The following is a 19,882-nucleotide window of genomic DNA, read 5'->3' on the forward strand; positions in this document are numbered from 1 at the left end:
GTCACGCCCCCAATGCAGGGTTACGCGTTAGCAAAATTAAAAGGGTTAACCGTTTTAAAAGGCTAACCCTACTGTTGTTTGGGAAAGGGATTAGGGTTAAGCCGACTCGTCCCATGTGGCTTCGACAAGGTCTTTCATAATGACCTCTAGTTGGCCATTTAATTCTTTATCGGCGCGGCTTTTACCCCCCTTGGTACGCAGGGTGCCTACTTTAAATGAATCATCATTTAATACCAGATCTTCACGCATTTGATTCACTATACGCTTTAACCAACGTTGTTGTGGTTTCGTAAGCTTATAACGTGCCGAGATGGTCTCTTGCGCATGGCTTAAACGCTTTTCAAAGGCGATTAAGGGGCAGCCAATAGCCGCTTGGCGAATTAAGCCAATAATTCTTGCTGCTATATCTTCTTGTTTGGCGGCTTTACGCGCTTGTAGCAAGGTTTGTTCATTAAACTGTTTGGCTTCCATTTGGCTTAGTAGGGAAACCAGATCGGCCTTGGTGAGATCGCGCGGGCGATTCACCACCGTATCTAAGGCGGTGACTTTGTTTTGGTTCTCTTGTACAAAGCGCTCAAAGGCGGCTAAATACTCTTCTGGTTGCTGGTAACCGCCCCAGTTTTGCGTAACAGTGACTTCGCCAACATCGCCAGTGTAGATGAGCGGTGCTTTTTCGCCAAAGTTGATGGCTTGGCGCATGGCGGGTTCACGGTTGAGGATCCACGGGTTATTTTTTATCGTTTCTGCTGCGGCTTTTGGCCCTAACTGATGCAAGTGTTTGGGCAGTTGCTTGGCACTTTCTAGCTCTGGGAACTTATCCGCCACCAGCGCATCTAGTTGGTTTAGCTCGGCGGCTACGCCTTCTTTTTCGAGTTTAAGCTTATCGGCCTTATTTAGTGTGCGACTAAGTTTAACGGTAAAAGCATCTAAGGATTGCTGCGCAAAGCTATTGCCATCATCTTGCGTATGCTCGTTGGCATCTGGGCAGGCCATCTCTTCCACAAGCTGTTCTAAAGTGAGCTTAGGCTTAGTAACAACGGGCTTCATTAGATTGTCGGCCCCTAAACGCTCGATGGTTTCGGTGAGGTTGACCGCATCGAAGATTCGGAAGGTTTGCTTATTAATTTCGTCACAAGTACGGGTGGCACGGCCTTTCATTTGTTCATAAAGGATGCGGCTTTTCACCTGCCGCAAGAACACCAGGTTACAAATTGAACGTACGTCGATACCGGTGGTTAATAGATCCACCGTGACCACAATATTTGGCAAGCGCTCTTTTCGATAGCGGGTGATAAGTGATTCAATTTGCTTGCTATCACCACTAGCAGATTTGCCGGTGATTTTGATAATTGCATTGTCCACTTCATCGCCAAGGGCTGCTCGGTAGGTGTCGCGTAGCATGTTCACCACTTCATCTGCGTGAACATCGTTAACACAAAACACCAGAGTTTTCTCAGCTTTGCTTGGGTCGATATACTCTGGCAGCGCGTTACATACTGCGCGGTTAAATTCTGGCACCAATACTTTGCGGTTAAAGCCTGAGATATCAATATTCAGGTCTTCTGGTAGCACCCCTTCTATGATCTCGCCATCCACTAACTGTTCTACCGATGCGCCTTTATCAAATTGAACACCCTGTTGGGTGAGCTCGGTATCGATGATGATTGGCGGCTCTTGGTCGACCAATCGGCCATCTAATACCGCTTGGTTAAAGCGATATTCATAGATAGGTTTACCAAAAATTTTCATGGTATTAGTGGCTGGTGTTGCGGTTAAACCAATTTTAATCGCGTCGAAATAGTCGATTACTTGGCGGTATTTCGATTGATATTCCGCTTGATCTCTAAACAGCATTTCGCCTTCGGTTTGCTCGCTATCTTCGTTGTAGCCTCGGTGTGCTTCGTCAACGATGATGCAGTCGTACATGCCTGGGCTAAGCGGGTTATTCTCACTTTGCAGCATAAGCGAAAGAGATTGCACCGTTGCTATTTGAATCCAAGGCTTATCTCCGGCTTGGTTGGTTTTTTCACCTAACTCATACAGGTTGTAGTGATCTGCCAGCGGCATTTGGCGAATACGGTACTCTTTAAACGAGTTAACCGCTTGGGTGCCTAATGAGCGTCTGTCGACCAAAAATAAGGCGTTACGGCATAAACCAGAGGTGAGCAATCGGTACATGGTTGCCCCTGCAACACGGGTTTTACCGGTACCGGTTGCCATGGCTACTAGTAGATTTTCTTGCCCTGCTTCAATGGCTTCTTCTACTGCATCTACCGCTAACTCCGAGGGTTTGAATAGGTCGAGCTCTTTTTTGTCGTGGGACTCTAGCCACTCCAACGCTTTAGCGCGATCTTTGGTTAGTTTGGCTTGTAGATCTTGCGGTGAGTGAAATGCGCTTAATACACGTTGATTCTTGCCATCGGCAGTTGCACACCAGATACCGCTTTGGCTTTTCACCTGTTGTAAATATTCACGCCCATTAGCACTGTAGAGATATGAGATAGGCTTTAGCTTATCTTGTTCTCTTAGTTCACTATTTGCCGCTTGGTAAGTGACTTTGCTGGGTTCAGCGACTTTATTTTTGCTAAGACTTAGGGTTGCCCTATTTTTTTTAGCTTGCTCGGCTACACCAGCAACAAATACCAACCCGTTTTCTTGCGCAAAATCTTGATAATTAAACGTGTCCGCGTAATTTTTGGCTTGTGGTAAGGCATCTTGCACGCTTAAGGCTTTTTTCTTTGCTTCTACAATGGCAACAGGCTGGAGACCAATAAACAATACATAATCAGCTCGAAGTTTGTTGTCACCTATTTGCCATTCTGCAATGGCCATATTTTTACCCTTTTGAGGACGGGTTCCTTTACTGTAATTAAGAGTGTCACTATCCACTTCCCAACCGGCTTGGCGTAGTTGGGCATCAATAATGAATCTGGTTTCAGCTTCGCTGAGCTCGAATTTGTTTTTCTTGGTTTTTTCTACAAACTCGTGAATCTTGGCTTTTTCTTGTTGCTCATTTAGGCCCTCAAACTGCTGTTTTTGCTTAGCTAGTTCAGCTTCTAAGGCCGCAATTCGTAGTTGAGATTGTTGCTCTGTTTCGCTTTGCCGACTTTCAAGCAATGTTATGTAACCTTGGAAATCAACAACTTTACTTTCTTTGTGTTTAAGTGCCTCTTCGGTATTAGCCGATTTTTTTCGTAGTTCGCTAAGCTCCTTACGTAGTACTGCTAATTCTTCTGTGGCGAGTGTGTTGTCGATTGGGGCTAGCTCTACGAAGTTGGGCTTTTGCAAGTCAAACTGCTCAGTGATTAGCTTGTAGTACCAAAAAGCGATGTGATGAGCCAACATGAGAGCTAGTTTGGCATCATTAGCATCATCATAGTTAGAGTGCGCAGCTTTATTCCCCAGAACTCGAATTCTATGAAAAGCACTGATCAAATCAGCACTAATTTTATTGGTGAACTTTAATGCGTCTATTAAGTCGATTTGCTGCTTCGGGATCGACATGTTCATACGTGTGGCAAGGGACTGGGCGCACATCTCACCAAACATTCTCAATTTAACTAATGTAATGTTGGGGTCACCATGAAGGTTATGCTCTGCCGATAACAATGCATTGAACATATTTGGGCTGGCAGTTCTTAAAAATTCAAAGTTCGACTTTTGCATAGTTGTACCTAAATCGTTCCCTTTCCACAGTAAATATCTAATTGGCTATAGAGTGCTTTATTCATCATGAATTACCAGTAATACCATGCAAAATATTGATACTTATCAGCATTCAAAGCACTTTCAATGATAAGCAGCCTACTGTTCATGCCCTGATGGTTACACCAATATCACCCAATTTAATAAAATAACGCTGATTATTTCCTTCTGGTACTGACTGAATCTCAAGCTTATCTGATACTTGTGCAGGCAAGGCGTTTTTAAGCTTACGATTTATTGTTGAACAGATGGGTTGTAAGAACTCTCGTTCCATGCCGATGAGAAAGCGATAGTCACCTTCTCTAAAATCTTCGGGCGTGGTTCCAAACGTAGAGTAAACCCTTGGGTCTTGGGCAAGCTCACTATATATATTGAGGAATGCTTTACTGTGGGTAACATCTAGATCAAAGTCTCGATCAACTAATGTGCCCAATTCCTCTTTAGCAAGTAACCACAAGTAAAATGCTAACTCTTTTGCGGTGAGCTTTATATCGACTCCAACCGCTGACACCAATTTGGCTTTCTTGTGTATAGCTAGGTTGAGCTCGTTATTATGACTGGCATTTAACATACCTACGGTTTGATTAAACGAGTGTTCAGCCATAGAGGATATAAGACTGGGATCGACGGACTGCCTCATTCGAACAAAGGGTATTTCTGCTAAAGTAACATTAGCTTTACTAACATCAACTTCCCCCTGTCCATGCTTAGCGGTAACCCATTTAGTTTGTTTTGTTGGATACCAAAAATCACGAACAAACTCGTAGGCTTCGTCAACAAATACATGACTAAGGGTATCTTGCTCTCGACCAAACAGAGACATCGCATAGCCTAAATAGAAGGCCATGGTTTTGCGCCCCCCCGCTAAAGATGCGTGAATTGCTACCTTATCGTCTTGGCTTAGCTGATGAACCTTACGAGTGATGAAATCGGCCATATAAGCCTGATCTTTAACCGATTTAGCATCGTCGATGTAATGACCTTCATCATCTTCAATAAACCAAATATGGTTTTCATCAAATGTAATAGCTGGCATGGCATACTCGTCCAACAATGCTTGAAAATGACCATCACGAAATAAGCCATTAATTAGAACGCTTTGATTACTTTTAGTGGTAATTACGTAAATCTTATCGGGGAACGGTCTACCGCTTTGATGAATAGCAAACAGCGTTTCCGTGAGTACTTGCGGACTTGCACCTGTTGTACAAAGAAGAATATTCATCATTGTCATTTATTATTACACCGTTGGGCACTTCTCATTCTTCACCTCGTAAATACACTTTGAAGCTACTTTTGGTTAGATGAAATCATAATATACTGTTTTTCTTGGTAGGCAGTTTTAATTCTATAAAGGTCTACTTCCTTTTTCTGGTGGAGTGCAACTTATTGGTGGAGTATCAATAATTAGATAACAGTTTTAATTCTAAACTTGGGCGATTCACCGTTATCTCGAACCTGAACACGCCAGGGCTAATCAATCATGCCCTCTTATTGAAACACTAAAAACCTCGTTTATCTCTTCCAAAAACCTACCGAAATTTCGTTAACTTGACACCCGTTTGGTCTTCACAAGAGGCGAGAAAATGTCGGTTGTTAGTTAGCGGCTACTTAGTTATTAGTTATCAGCTCTCGACTAACAGTAATATGCTTACCAAAGCCTTGAGGCTTGTTGCTCAAGCCACTTTTGTGGGTACATGTAAACATACTCACCCCAAATCTCTCTGGCAGATTCAAATTCGATACGACACTTTTTTTCATGCCTAACGCCATCGGCCTTAGCAGCAACTAGAACATTTACATCATTCAACTTTACTTGATGAGCTTTTCCAAAAAACCAAGAAGAAACAAACAACTCACCAGTTCGAACACAACGATACTTTCCGTTTTCTATTCGCTCATACTCACTTGTTGAATAATAAACAGGCTGACTAGCGTGTCGCTGTGATGGCATTTTTTTATTAGGAAGACGACAATCAAAAACGCATACACTAATTTTTCCATAGTCAACAACCAGCTCGAGGTGAAATTCAGTTGCCGAACACTACGCAACCGTCCGTCCCTAGCTCATTAACCCCTAGGTCACTTTCCTTTGCACTTTGTATAGAGCCATAAAACGACAGCACAAAAACCTCTCTGAAATAGCTTAACTCTTGTGGTGTTCAGCCATCCTTGAGCATCAATTAATTGTTTAGCAGCTTGCTGATAAGCACCAACCTGCTCGATATAGTGTTTGAAAGCTTTTGCACTCTTCCACGATGTGACTGACCGACTAGACTGTCGAAGCTTTAAGCATGCTCTTCGATTAATTCCAATACTTGATCTAGGTACTTACCCTCTGATTTATGGGTGGCTAAGCGAAGGTATTCAGGGATACATTCGACAAACTCTGCTTTTGAGCAAGGCTGGGCATCAAGCAGGGCTTCCAGCATGGCCGGACGGAGCAGACCTTTGCTGATATCGCCCTTTGGCAGCTCTGCGCGGATTACTTGTTGGTTAAAGCCCTCAAGCACTTGGCGTAAGTCTATCCCCTCCGCTGGAGCAGAATAAGCTTGGCTAATATCTACTTGCTGTAAGTTCTTCTCTAGCAGATCGTCTTCAGTTGTGGTGTCATCAAGATCTAATTCAACCTGCTGCTCAGGTGCGCTTGTGGCTTGGGCTTCAGTCTCAGCCGATGTTGACTGCGCGTTGTCGGAGGCTTTGCTTTCTGCCGCTTGAATAGGCGTGCTCAGCTTGGCCAACTCACTTAGTATTGGCTGCAACTGCGCTTGCGGGTTTTTAAACCAGTCTGTTGACCAGATTCGGCGAATTCGCCAGTTCAAGCCTTCGAGTACTTCTTGGCGCAAGCGGTCACGGTCTCGCACCGACTTAGCACTGTGGTAGCTGGCACCATCACACTCAATGCCCATTAGGTAGCGCCCTGGCATACCGGGATCTTTAACCGCTATATCTAGGAAGTAACCGGTCACACCAAGCTGAGGCTCACACTCATAACCATGCTCGGCCAGCATGTCCATTACTGCCAGCTCAAAGTCACTGTCTGCAGCTTTACCTGTGTGAGCGAAGTGCTCAAGCTGTCCGGTTTCGCAGTAAGAAAGGAAAGCTTTGAGCGCCATTACGCCACGCTTACTGTTCTCACTGGTACGGACATGGCCAGAGTCCATGGACGAGAAAATCGCCATGCGCTTTTTAGAACGGGTAAACAGTACGTTGAGGCGACGCCAGCCATCGTTAGAGTTAATTGGGCCGAAGCGCTGTGCCATTGAAGTGGCGCCTGCAGTTTGTGGGCCGTAGGTCATGGAAATAATGATGACATCGCGCTCATCACCCTGCACGTTCTCAAGGTTTTTAACGAACAGCGGATCGGCAGAGTTTAAGTTGCGCTCGTAAGCCAACTGATACTCGGGATTTTCCTTGATGAGCAACTCTAGCTGCCGCTCAATCTCATCGCTCTGCTCTGAGTTCATTGCCACGATGCCTAGAGATTCTTCAGGCGAGGTATGCATTTGCTTGGCTGCTGCGGCGGCAACCGCTTTTGCCTCTGCCACGTTGCGACGCCCTTCAAAGCGACCTTTGCTCACCTTGGTAAAGCGAATACCAAATTCGTCACTCTCGCTGTAAGGCGATGGGAATAGAACTAGGTTTGAGTCATAGAACTTGTGGTTGGAGAAGCTGATCAAGGACTCGTGACGCGAGCGGTAGTGCCAGCGCAAGCGACGATTGGTGAACATGGGGATGGCGGTTTCTAGAATGCTTTCGGCGGCTTCTAGTGCCACGATGTCTTCATCGTCTTCGTTGTCTACCGCTTTCTGGAAGAACGAGGTGGGCGGCAACTGTTTTGGATCCCCCACCACTACGATGCTGTTGCCGCGTGCAATGGCGCCAAGCGCATCTTCTGGGCGGATCTGAGAGGCCTCATCCATTACAACCAAATCAAAGTCAAATTGGCCGGGCTCTAGATATTGGGCGACCGACATTGGACTCATCATAAAGCAAGGTTTTAGCGCCTGAATGGCAGCGCCTGAGCGTTTGAGCAATTGGCGTACGGCAATGCGCGGACGCTGTAGGCCAAGGTTGTGTTCAATTAGGCCTAACTCGCTGTAAGAACCAACCCGACCAGATTTAACCCCTGCTGGCACTGTGGTGCGCGAGGCTTTGTAAGCGACCAATTGCTGCTGCAAGCTTTGAATTTTCTTGTCGTAGCTTCGGAAGGCCTTGCGACGCTCTTGTTGCTCCATACCGTTGAATTGAGCAATGCCACTGTGCTCGGCAAAAATCTCTTTGGCCAGCTGGTGATTGATCGCCAGCTCGACCACGTCACTGAGTTGCTCAGTGGCAATGAGCCCGCATTCGACTTGCTTAATCAATTGCGAAAGTCCGTCATTGCTTAGACGTGCACGCAGTTGAATGTAATCAAGCCAGGTATCCAGCCATTTAGGGTTGCTTAACGCTTGCTGATTGCGCTCAGTCAGCGAGTCGATGCTGCCATCGGTGCTTTGCTGCCACTCGTCGAGATTTACCCGACCTAGTTGTTGGAAGTGCCCCTCTCGCTCACTAATCTGCTGTAATTGAGCACTCAGTGGCATTGCCAGCGCACGCAGTTGTTGATAGGTGCTGGAGCTTGGCGCTTGAGTTAACGCCGATGCCAGCGCGACAGAAGGCTTCATGGCTTCTACTATGCAATGCAATTGCTCCGCAACGGCTAGCTGTTCTGCTGAAAACTCCCCAGCTTTTAGCGACAGTGGCAAGTGTTTGTGCAGCAACTTTGGTAATGCGCTGGCATTCCATGTATCTATGCTTATTTGTCGCTGGGCCAATGCTTTGCTTGCTTGAGACAGTTCTTCTAGCGTTACTTCTGTACTGCTTGCAAGCGGCTCTAACTGAGCTAGCGCCGTGTTGAGCTGTTGAAGATGCTGGTTGGCAGAATCTGCCAACAGTGGCGCGTTTGAATCAGCAGAGGGGCTTTGCTCACCCAAGTAATCTTGCTTGGTATATAGATGTGCTAAGCCCAGCTTAAGCGCCTTGATGCTCTCTAAGCGTGGTGAGATTTCTTTTTCGGCATAGTCTTTAAAGCTGATGGCAAAGTTGCGCTCTAGCCCAAGCAAAGCCGAGCCCATCTCCACCCGCTTGCCAAAACCAATACCGTACTCTTTACGCACAGCTAGGTACCAACTACGCAGTGCTGTGATACGCTCGATTGGCGTATCTACCCCGCGATATAGCTCGGCCAATTCAGGCTCTTGCTCACACAGGCTTTGCATTTTCTCCGTGGTTTGGCTGTAGCTAAGCAAGTCAGCAAGCAATGGCTGCAAGGACTTGAGCTTGGCCTTAGGTGAAGCTGCCAAGGCCAGTAATGCTTTCTTCGCTTGGCGCCAATCTGAAGACAAGAAACTGAAAAAGCCGCCAGCTTCGACCGTGGCCTTTATTCGACCTAGTTCCTCAGACGAAGGAAGCCGATGCAAGCTAAACTGCTCTTCCAGTTTGTCGTGGCTTGGCTTGGCATCTTCAAGCAAGCCACTTAGCTGTTCGATACTCGGGTCTAGATCTGCATTGTCGTAGAGCTCACCTCGGTAGCGCCAAAGCTCATTTGGCAACAATTGGATGAGTTCTACCAGCTTACTCAGCTCGGCTAGACCGTTTGCATCTAGCTTGTGACAAGCTGCAAGCGAGGAAGGAAGGCCAGCACTCACCGCTTCTAAAGCTTCGTCAAGCTCGGCCAAAGTTTGCGAAAACGACTCTGTTGTGACAACGGAGGCGGATAGCTTAGCTAGCTCAGTGCTGGAGTTAACACCAAAGTCCGAGAACTGCTTTAAGCTCTGCTCGAGTTGAGCTGTGGTATTGGTTTGATCAACGGCTTCTTCGCGAAGTGCCTGCGCAATTTGCTGATTCTGTTGATGAATACTCTGATAGCGAGTCAAGGTGTCTACCAGCGACTCATCCGCTTCAAATAAATCAGGGATGGCTTGAAGCGGCGTTGACTCTCCTAGCTCTGGCAGCTTATTGAGCATACCACTGAGCTGCTGTACTTGTTCAAGCTTGAGGACATGCTCTGGCTGCACAGCGATACCGGCAAGCTTCTCAGCTAGCATGACCTGTAAGTCTTGCAAGGACTGATTAAATTGCTGCAATGCCTGCTTAAAGTCATCAGTCTGGAAACCTAAAAGCTCTGTGTTGTTTACCCCGTACCAGTAGTGACTATGGATGTTGCCGTCTGCAGCTTGCTCGGATACTTGGTCATAAATGCCTTTGAGCATGTTGGCGTGATCAGCAATTTCTTTCTGAAGGACAATAGAAAGCCGTTCCCCATTAATGTCAGAGATATTGACTGAATCAGGATCAATACCGAGCTTCTCGCGATAGTGGGTTGCACCCACTAGGATTTGGTGAATGCTTCGCTCAGTATTCTTCCAATGACTATTAACCAACTCAGCATGCTCAAGTAGGTGAGACTTAAGTGACTCATAGCGACTAATGTCTGCTTCTAGCTCCGCTGGTTTGGTATAGGACTGCTGACGACCTAGGCGAGTACCCAATTCGTCAAAGATCTTTAGTTTGTTGGTTTTGTGGCTATGCAGCTCGAGACAAAACTCCCCTAAGCCTACCTTATCTAGCTTATCTTTTACTACGTTAAGAGCGGCCATTTTCTCTGCGACGAAAAGCACCCGTTTACCAGAGGCAATTGCAGCGGCAATTAAGTTGGTAATAGTTTGCGATTTGCCGGTACCCGGAGGCCCTTCAATTACCAGGTTCTTACCCTCAACCGCGTCGATAAGTGCGCTGTGTTGCGAGCTATCCGCCTCGTAGATGATTGGAAAGTCATCATGAATTGTCGAGATTTGGTCAATGTTGTGCTCGGTGGCATAAGCTGCACCGCCGCTGCTCTCTTCCCCTGCGCTAAAAAACTGCTTAACAATGGGGTGGTCGGTAATGTTCTTGTCTTTTGGCCAATTACTTGGATCCAGATCCATATACATGGCTTGCTTGGTGAAATTGAGTAACACCAAGCTGGCCTGACGGCGAATACGCCACTCTGGGTAGCGCTGCAGCACAGTATCTTGGATGCGCTCAAAGTACTCTTCTGGCGTGGTGTTTTCTTCAATCTCTGGTAGCGCTATACCAAAGTCATGCTGCAGCTTCTCCTTTAGGGTGAAATTGTTCAGCATGCTGTCATCTTTGATGGCTATGGTATAGGTATAGGCGCCATGGCTGTTAGGGCGGGTTGTGCGCTCTAACATCACTGGAATGGTGAACAGTGGGGCCGTTCGCACCACATCAGAATCACGACTCTCCTTCCACTCAAGAAAGCCAATGTTGAAATAGAGAATATTGGCCCCGCTCTCTTCAATCGCCGTGTGCGCTTTACTGCGCAACCCTCTCAGTCTTGGCTCTAATTCACCGTTGTAAAGAAGCGTTTGCAGGTTGTTGTCTTGGTGGCCCGCTTGTAGTTCTTCCGCCACCTGTTTTTCTGGTAGGTCATAACTGGTGTTGATTCCCAGATACTTTGCCCACTGCACCGCAGTAGGAAAATCTTTGGTAACCATTTCACCCGTTTCGGGATCCTTCTGGATGTAGCCGGCCTTAATCAACTGTTGTTCGGTTGGCTCAGGTACAGGAAGAAGTGTGACGACTTTTTCTGACCTGAGCAGCTCGGTAACTTGGTCTGGCAGCTCATCAATAAACCTGACACAGTTCGCCTTGGGATGACGATAGTTCAATAAGGTGTTTCGGCCGCTGAGGTCGAGAAGTTTCTTGCGAACAGCTTCTAAGGAATCAAATGCAAATGAGTCATTAGCCATGGGACTATCTTCAACCTTGTCGTTGTTAGGGGGCTCTGATTTAGTACTGCGAACCACTTGAGCTGAGGGCACAACCGGTGGCGTTGGAGGAGAAACATCCACCGTAGCTGGGGTGGAATTAGGAACGATTATAGACGAGAGCTGCCAGCGGTAGTCGCTATCGATGGTCGCTAGAGAACTGCTTTTTAGCTCATACAGCAAGGAATTTGCTGCTGTTCTATCAACTTCATAGCCATGAAGGCAGCGAAGCTTCGATGCAATCTCTTTGGCCTTCAACCTTGGCGTTTGTTTAAGTAGCTCAACGATATCCCTTCTAAGCTCTCCTAATCTAGGCTTGCTCATTTATATCTCGTCAGAGGTAATGCTGAGAACTACTTGAATCACCAGGCAGAAAACAACACTTAATTAAGTAATACAATAAAGTGTGGTGAGTTTATCAATTATTGATGAAAAAATCGGTTTCTAGATCAGCTTTATGGTTAAAAATTAGGACTAACACTCAAAAGGAGAGGAAAACTTTATAACTACACTTTACCCAAAGCTGGCCTTCACTATATCCAGCGACTTTTGTTATAACATTAAGTCTTTCAAACAGATCTTGCCCATAAAGTGAGTTTTCAATAATGATCAGTAGCACGCACTGATATTTTCGATTGCATCGAGATGTTGCATAACTCTGAGAGTAAGCACAGCTAGGCGGAGATATGCCTCCGTTGGCTTATGATAAACTTAGAAATTACAACTAAAGAGCGGTCTACGAAAGGCTGGGCAATTAAAAGGTTGTCTTCACAGCCCGTTTCGTTTGTTATGCATAGTTCTTATTGCTTCTTCTCTTTTTCCACCTATACCATCGTTGTCCAGTTTTCTCTCAAAGCCTTTTTCTGATTCTAGTTTGCTTAAACAATGAACACACATGAACGAGGAAGGCGCTAGCTTAACGCGTTCTATGGGGATGATTTCACCGCATGCATTACAAAATCTTTTTTCCAACCGATTACCAAACAAGCATTTAAACTCAGCATCGTAGTCAGCAACGACAACAAATAATCTCGCTCCATGAGGACGGACTTTCACCCCTGAAACACCAGAACCCCAGAGCGTTTGAGCAAACTCATACGCTTCTTGGAAACAATTAAAGTCTCTATGAAGTTGTTTGGTTGTCTTGAGTACAGTTTTTGTTGAGGAATCAAAAGCTACTCGAATTGGATTCACATCTACCACTTTCCCCCTTACAAAGCTGAGCTCAATGAGAGTTTGATAATCATCATCTGTCGAAGTAAATGCGAACGATGATACTTTAAGGTAGTGTTTTCTTAGTCGCAACACCCCAGTAAAAAGGCTGTAGAACCCCACATCGAGTACATAATTGTGATAGTCAGTGTGAAAGTGATTGGTACTGGCAACATTGTGTGCAAATGAACCGACTCCGAAGAGGGAGAGAGAATCTAGAGTTAAGCGATGGTCCTGCGTAATCTTATACAGAGCGGTGAACCCTCTCCACAAAGCAGTGCAAACACCTGAAGGTTCTAGGCCTATATGCTCTTTTGTTAAGAGCTGTCGTTCAATACTGAACTCTTCGCCCATAAAAACTATTTTGTCTGGGGCTTGTAAAGTCATTTACTTCTCATTGGTATTTTTGCCGAGTTGTATTGCCCAACCGACGAAATAGATTGAGCATTTACTATATTGTTGTTTTTGGGCCGTCTCAATACTAAAGCGTTATATGTCTCCGATCAAAACAAAACAGAACAAAAAAAGTATAATAAACCAAATATAATTATCATATCAGCATATAAATTCACCATGAAATAAACTTACTTATCTGATATGTGATAACTAGACTCAAAACGAGCAGTTGCGAATGAAAAATTTATCTCGATGGTTTTCTCAGCACAAAGTAACCATAGAAAGACACAGTGAACGCCTCAAAAGCAGCACTAAAGATGCCTACAATAAAGCTACCGAGCTAAGTGAACAAGCAAAGCAACTCGCCGAGCAGGCCGCTAACTCAGAGCAAGTTCGTAAACAAACTGATAAGCTAATCAACATATCTGAGGATATGTCCGATAGCATCAAGAAGAATGGAGAACAGCTTCTAGAAGCCAGTAAAAGAACTGGAGAGGTCGTTTCAGGTGTATTGAGCGGTGGTGTCCGTTCAGTAACCGACCTAATTGACAATGCTCAAATTCTGTTGCTATCACCAGACACTAAAGATCTTACAGATCGGATTGAAAGCCAAGGTTCGCAATTTCGCGAACTGCATCGCGATCGTTCCCAGCTCGATGCTATTTTTTTGTGTGGAGAGTCCTTAGCCAGCCTCCTATCACAAGGCTCTATCGACAGCATTATTGAAGAAGCATATGCCGCTCAATACCCTGGATTAGCAGAGCAGATGACGTTCTTAGACAAAGTGCGTGAATTAGAAACCGATGCACAATTACTTGGTTTTATCAGCGGCGTAAAAGGCAAGCTCTTTGAATTGAAGTACGTAGATTATCTCAATGATGGCAATTTGCCTGACGGGTATGAAGCCCAAGTTGTCGAGCTAGCTAATCAGCCAGGATGGGACATCGAAATCATAGGGCCGAATGGAGGTGTACAAGAAATCCTTCAAGCTAAAGCGACCGATTCGATACACTATGTTCAAGCGGCGTTGGATAAGTACCCTTCCATTGATATTGTCACTACAGAAGAAGTGTACAGTCAACTGGTACTAGCCGGAGCGGGTGATGGAGTTTTGAGCAGTGGCTTTACAAACGAGGACATAACTGACGAAGTAGTCAACGCCGCTAATGCAGCAGAGCTTAATCTAGACTTTATGCCCCCTGTAATAACTATGGCTTTCATCGCCTTTACATCCTTTAAAGAAGAAAGCCTTACGCTATACCAAAAAGCTAGAACAGCTGGCGAAAGATCTGGAACCGCTTATTACTGTTATTTACTTGGCAATGGCGTTGCGGTTGCTACAAACACCTGGTGGCTAGGAGTTGTTGGCAGCGTCACGAGCCGGTATATGACAGACGTGGTCGCAAGAAAAGCCGCGGTGAAAAAGCACTTCAACAAGGTAATTGCAACAAATCAAACAATCATCGACAGGACAAAGGCAGCTTCCATAGCTTAGCAAGAAGCTACACAAGCTAGGGAGACCGACAAGGAGCGCTTGCAGGCTCTGGCTCTGGCTGCGACTCTACTCCCACCAGCCCGACTGAAATTGCAGGAATATAAGCCGCTATACAACGGTATAGATAACAATTTTAATTCCAAACTTGCTTAACAGTTTTAATTCTGAACTTGAGCGATTCATCTGCATTTACAACGCCGCCAAACACGAAATAGTTAAAGATAAGCACTTAATCGAGAACTAAAAACCACGTTTACCTCTTCCAAAAACCTACCGAAATTTCGTTAGCCTATGGTTCAAATAAAGTACTAACGACGACTATCATTACTATAAATGAAACAGGATCCCAGAAAAGGGGGGACGCAGAGATGAAGATTTTTGGGCTTAAAATGGTCGAGGTCGAGATTGACCGTCACTGTGATGTTTGTGGTGTTAGTGTTTTGGTTGACTGTAACGGTACAAAATTAGAAGAGGTCGGAGAGTTAAACGCTAATTGGGGATATGGCTCAAAAATGGATGGCGTAACTCATCACCTAGACATGTGCGAAAGCTGCTTCCAAGTGGCATTGGAAGCATTAATAGAGCATCGACGCAGACTTAATATGTTTGATGATAATCAAGAGTTACATGATGAAAACTTTGGAATTGTTCATTCTCGGCCGTTGCCTAACATATAATTCAAAAGTGTTAATTGGTGGGCTTACAGGCAAATTGTTGAAGCAACTAAACACGATGGTAAATAACTGTTTATTAAAGAGGTGCCTAGGCCAACTAAGCCGGCTCCCTCTTCTACACCTTTCCATGAATGTCGCACTTATTATCTGAAATCGGGCTTTTTTTTAAAATTTCCTTAAAAACTTTGGCTATAGCAATACCGGTAAAGATATTGCGAGTTACAACATGTCAGAGTTTAAAACTGTCCAGCTAAAAGATATAGCCCTTCTACCAAGCCTAGAGAGTGCCATTGATGAACTAATTTTTCAGTTTCCTACCCTCCCAACATTGCTCCACAATGCAGAGGTAGCCCCTATTGTCGTAGAAACTACTGCTACGCATATCATAACGGGGCAAGCCGCGCTAGCTATTGCGAAAAAACGCAACATTCCAGACATTACCTGTATTCGAATAAAAAAAATCGCCCCACAGGCCCTTATAAAACGGAGTTGGGGCGCCTTGCTTGGAGATTCCCTCATTTACGCGGGGCTCGACATACCAGTACTCAATTTTATTTTTAGTCAACCCCCCAAATGGCGAATAGAAAGGGGGTTAATTCGACCGGATGGAAAGGCTGTTAGCGTTCGGTATGCTGCCCAAAAACTGGGCTTACCCACCTCGACGCTACAGAGCCGGATCTCAAAATTTGAAAAAAAATGGAAAAAAATCACAAATCGCTGAAAAAACTTTAACTACATGAGAAGACACAATAAACACGGAGAAAGAGATGTCTTCTACTATCCATAGAAAAAATCGAGTTGCCAGCGGTAAGGCCACTCGTCAAATATTACCCAAGAATACCGTACATAAAGCGATTGCTAGGCTTTTTGGTTCTGCGCACAGACCTTATGAAAGCCTCTTATTAAGCTCAGCATTAACAGGTATTTCAGTGAAATGTTTATTCAACGCCATCACAATGGGTGAGCCGAAAGAAAGCGATGAAAACCAAGTACTCAGCTTTGTAACTTATATAAGTAATTCCTGTCCATCCATCAATATCAACATCAATCTGCCTTTTGGCAAGCGCAGCGTGCAAATAACACTACCAGAGGCTTTAGCTGAGGGGTGGTTAGCGCTCATTAACCACAAAGATGATTACAGCTCAGCACCGCTAACCCGTGTATGCAACCAGCTCGAAAAAGGACTCACTCCGACTCGATTGCAACGACTGATGCTCGAACAAATGAGTCCGCTGCATCGTGAGCACGTTGATGTGCTCACGGTATCGAATAATCGAGCCACCTGGACGCTGTATTACCGAGCAATACTGCTGAACGATATTCAAAATTACAGTTATACATTCCAACAGCGCCTGCTCCGCGCGAGTGGCATTAACGCGACTTGGAAAAAGCCTCAAAAGGCGCAAGGTTTTACAACACCGCCAGTCGATACCCAAATGCTTCATTCAGCACTAGTTAAGACAAAGGCTGTAATAAGCAGGGCTTTCCAGAGTATTAATAATGAGTTCGTTTTTCTAAATAGCCTTGCGGCGTTCACGTCCCTATCGTTAGAAGTTGGCTTAGGCTGTCGACCGGCCCAATGCGCAAGATGGCTTTTGCCGCGGCTATTATCTAACTCAGTAGAAGTGCTAGACAAAGGGCCTTCATCAAAGCGCCAGCTACCACTGCCCAAACGTTTACAATCCCTTATTGCTTGGTATTACGAAAAACTAGAAGACTGGCTAACTGCACCACCTTACAAAGATAAGCCAGTTTTTGATTATATTAACGACGTTTATCATGGCCAGCGCCCGGCTTTTTTCTACATTGAGTGCCACTCAAATAGCCCTAGTGTCACTCCGATGACAGCAAATATTCGAAAAACGTTCTTATGCTCGATTGGCATAACAGAAATATCATCACTGCCGTTAAATGCCGGACGACGTCACTTACAACAGCACGTGAGAAACGAATTTTCTTATCTGCTTGCAGATAGATGGTTTGGTTACGACACGCTCGCAAACGCTTCTCCTGCGGGAGTTTCAGGAAATCTTACAACTATTGCGAACTGGATAGATGAGCAGGATTTTTTGGGGGTGGAGTTATAAAACTATCATAGATAGCTTCGTGTCATTCATCGAAAATGAAAATAAAAAAGCTTGGGAAGAGGAAGATTGGGCCGATAACATCGCTTGCGCATTGGTGTTGTTGCAGGGAGAGTTTACCCATCAGCGTTTAGCAGCCATCATCCCTCGCCTCCGACATTTGGTTCGTTATGACGCACAAATATGGCTAGAGTTAAATACCGCTACTAACAATACATGCAGCGGCAATGTTCGAGACGAAAAAGGCGTGGCTCGATTGGAGTCGCGCTTCTATCCAGTTGGTGTTACAGCAGGCCTCATTTTCAATTACTTATCACAGCTAAATTCACAGCTGCAGTGGGATGAGGTTAAAAGTTGGCAACGTATAAAACGAACATTGGTATCACTAGGCCTAAATCCGCTGACAACAGAAAGGCTTTTTTACAAGCAGCTCCGCGAGCATTATACGTTTAACTACTACGGACAACTATCTGCTACTCAAATAGAACAACTGCTTCAGCCGCTGCAGAGCGCCCCACTAACACACACCAACGCCCGGTGGCTGCAACAAAATACCATTTCGATGACTGCGATTGAGGCCCCCACTCAACATCGCTCTGCCGTGTCCGGGAAATTATTATCACAGGCCTCTCCTAAAAAAGGCGATAAACAGGCGCTTGCTGAGCTCACATTAATCCACCAACTGCGAGCTGAACATATTGGTAAACACGACGGTGTAGTCGCAGCATGTGGCTATTTGATAAATAGACGGCACAAAAAGCTCAGCAGCTTTGCTACTGATAGAAGTCATCTCAAAGAGCTTTTACATGATGATTTCATTGATTTCTCATCAACCGATATTAAGGACAAACTGAGTCGTTTAGCCAGGCGGTTATCTGAACAAAAGAAAATAACTAGCGCTAGAACATACACTTTATGCAAACGCGCCATCGAAGACCTTACCGAACAATCAATTGATGGCGTAGCAAATCAGCGTTTAGGCAATATTATAAATGCCGGATATATTAATGATGTGCAATGGATGCACCTTTTCGAAGCCCTCACCAAAGCACAGTCTTCGCCAATGGCCGCGCTTCAAACGGGTGTATTTATTATCATCATGAACCGGCTAGGTCTGCGAACCCAAGAAGCTGTGAATTTACGTATCAAAGATGTCGCCCATCATGATGAGCTAGGTATTCAGGTGAGAGCAAGCTTTGACCACTCATTGAAAACGCAACAAGCAACTAGGGAACTTCCCACAGTTTTAATCCCTGAAGCCGAGCGGCATTGGGTAAATGCCCTGATTAATCTTCGTGTCGCGCAATATGGCGCCGACTCACAACAACCACTCTTCGATATTTCACTGGATAGCGTGATTGATGACGCTGGTGCGCAGCTGCGCGCGCTAACTGGCAATGAGCACTGCAGTTGCTACACATTTAGGCACTGTGCATTTTCTCGATTAGCCCTAATTCTGTTTGCATCCAACGCTCTAATAAAACGTTATACGGGAATATCTACAGACGAAATAAAAGCAATTCGTTTGGCGCTGACGGGCTCAGAAGATGCAAATGCAACTAACGCACAGCAAGTGTTTAATCGGCTCGCAGGCCACGCTGACTATCAAGTTGGCCTGCACCATTATCGCCATTTTGAGCACGAGCAAATGACAGAAAGCCTCATTAACATCCAACCACTTGTCGACATAGCAAAAATTACCGACTGCAGTGCAATTAGCATAGGAAAAATGATTGGGGCCCATAAACGTATGCACCCTTCAGCAACATCGCAGCAAATCCAGCATGGGGTGCAGAATCGATTACTCAGCCAATATGCAGAGCATATTAAGCGAGGGGGCCGCCCCAAAAAATTTAACCGTATTTCTAGCCCTCCCCAAATAGTGCTCACATTGGAAATGCTGCATCAGTCTTTTGGTACAGTAGCCATTTACAGCGTATGTAATAGGCTGCAACTAGCGAAAATCTCTTCTGCACATACAAGGTTGATAGCCAAGCTTACACGAAAAGGCAAGCCAGTTTTCCCGGTCAATCAGGTGGGAAAGCTAGAACCACCGGTTTTTAAAAAAGACAGAGAGATGCTGGCTCATATTTTTCGCCACATAAGCAATACACGAAGCATTGAGCAGTTAAAAACCTTTGTGCATGCAGGCTTGGCTAACACCCTATACATGACTCCAACCTCGATTCGACGGCAACTAAAAGCGTTAGCTGGGTTATTTCCATCTGGAGTCAATATCGGATTGATATTTTCACCACACAATGATGGGTTACCATTGAAATCATGGCCAAAAAAATACAAGCAACTAGGTCTAGTGACGAGCTCAGTTCAAGATGAAACTTGCAAATATGCGAGTAAAATTTCCATCACAGAAAATGGCAGGCGGTGCGTGAAAGTTATGCAGCACGTTATTTTTTTTGGCTATTTGTACCTATCGGCTATCAATGCTCTCAACAACATTAAAGTTTAGTTAGCGTAGGCTACTAACGAATGTAAAAAATT

At 45.1% G+C, this 19,882-nt stretch carries 10 protein-coding genes; 5 read left to right on the forward strand and 5 right to left on the reverse strand.

The window, feature by feature from the left end:
- Positions 1 to 96: 96 nt before the first annotated feature.
- The 5 genes from hsdR to K5L93_RS07320 all read right to left on the reverse strand — a co-directional run bounded on the left by hsdR (position 97) and on the right by K5L93_RS07320 (position 13,118).
- Entirely contained in the window at positions 97 to 3,666 is a 3,570-nt protein-coding gene (gene hsdR / locus K5L93_RS07300) for a type I restriction-modification system endonuclease (RefSeq protein ID WP_220719120.1), read from the reverse strand.
- A gap of 145 nt (positions 3,667 to 3,811) precedes the next feature.
- Positions 3,812 to 4,939 (reverse strand): CRISPR-associated ring nuclease Csm6, encoded by a 1,128-nt coding sequence (gene csm6, locus K5L93_RS07305; protein ID WP_220719121.1) that lies wholly within the window; start codon positions 4,937 to 4,939, stop codon positions 3,812 to 3,814.
- A gap of 417 nt (positions 4,940 to 5,356) precedes the next feature.
- Entirely contained in the window at positions 5,357 to 5,659 is a 303-nt protein-coding gene (locus tag K5L93_RS07310) for a hypothetical protein (RefSeq protein ID WP_220719122.1), read from the reverse strand.
- A 334-nt stretch (positions 5,660 to 5,993) separates the two neighbouring features.
- Positions 5,994 to 11,843 carry a DUF4011 domain-containing anti-phage protein Hhe gene (gene hhe / locus K5L93_RS07315; RefSeq protein WP_220719123.1) on the reverse strand — a complete coding sequence of 1,950 codons (5,850 nt, stop codon included), beginning with the start codon at positions 11,841 to 11,843 and terminating at the stop codon, positions 5,994 to 5,996.
- 444 nt (positions 11,844 to 12,287) lie between these two features.
- Positions 12,288 to 13,118: a hypothetical protein gene (locus K5L93_RS07320; RefSeq protein ID WP_220719124.1), complete on the reverse strand. Its 831-nt coding sequence runs from the start codon at positions 13,116 to 13,118 to the stop codon at positions 12,288 to 12,290.
- A 244-nt stretch (positions 13,119 to 13,362) separates the two neighbouring features.
- Here K5L93_RS07320 and K5L93_RS07325 point away from each other — a divergent pair, with 244 nt between their 5' ends.
- The 5 genes from K5L93_RS07325 (at position 13,363) to K5L93_RS07345 (ending at position 19,850) form a co-directional block, all read left to right on the forward strand.
- A complete protein-coding gene (locus tag K5L93_RS07325; RefSeq protein WP_220719125.1) occupies positions 13,363 to 14,622 on the forward strand; it encodes a hypothetical protein in 1,260 nt (419 codons plus the stop codon).
- A 368-nt stretch (positions 14,623 to 14,990) separates the two neighbouring features.
- Complete coding sequence (locus K5L93_RS07330; RefSeq protein WP_220719126.1) at positions 14,991 to 15,299, forward strand: hypothetical protein; 309 nt, start codon at positions 14,991 to 14,993, stop codon at positions 15,297 to 15,299.
- A 223-nt stretch (positions 15,300 to 15,522) separates the two neighbouring features.
- Positions 15,523 to 16,017 (forward strand): hypothetical protein, encoded by a 495-nt coding sequence (locus tag K5L93_RS07335; protein ID WP_220719127.1) that lies wholly within the window; start codon positions 15,523 to 15,525, stop codon positions 16,015 to 16,017.
- Positions 16,018 to 16,063: 46 nt separating this feature from the next.
- Entirely contained in the window at positions 16,064 to 17,383 is a 1,320-nt protein-coding gene (locus tag K5L93_RS07340) for a hypothetical protein (RefSeq protein WP_220719128.1), read from the forward strand.
- 19 nt (positions 17,384 to 17,402) lie between these two features.
- Complete coding sequence (locus K5L93_RS07345) at positions 17,403 to 19,850, forward strand: hypothetical protein (protein WP_220719129.1); 2,448 nt, start codon at positions 17,403 to 17,405, stop codon at positions 19,848 to 19,850.
- Positions 19,851 to 19,882: the final 32 nt, after the last annotated feature.

This window comes from Agarivorans litoreus (assembly GCF_019649015.1).
In the GTDB taxonomy this organism is placed as follows: Bacteria; Pseudomonadota; Gammaproteobacteria; order Enterobacterales; family Celerinatantimonadaceae; genus Agarivorans; species Agarivorans litoreus.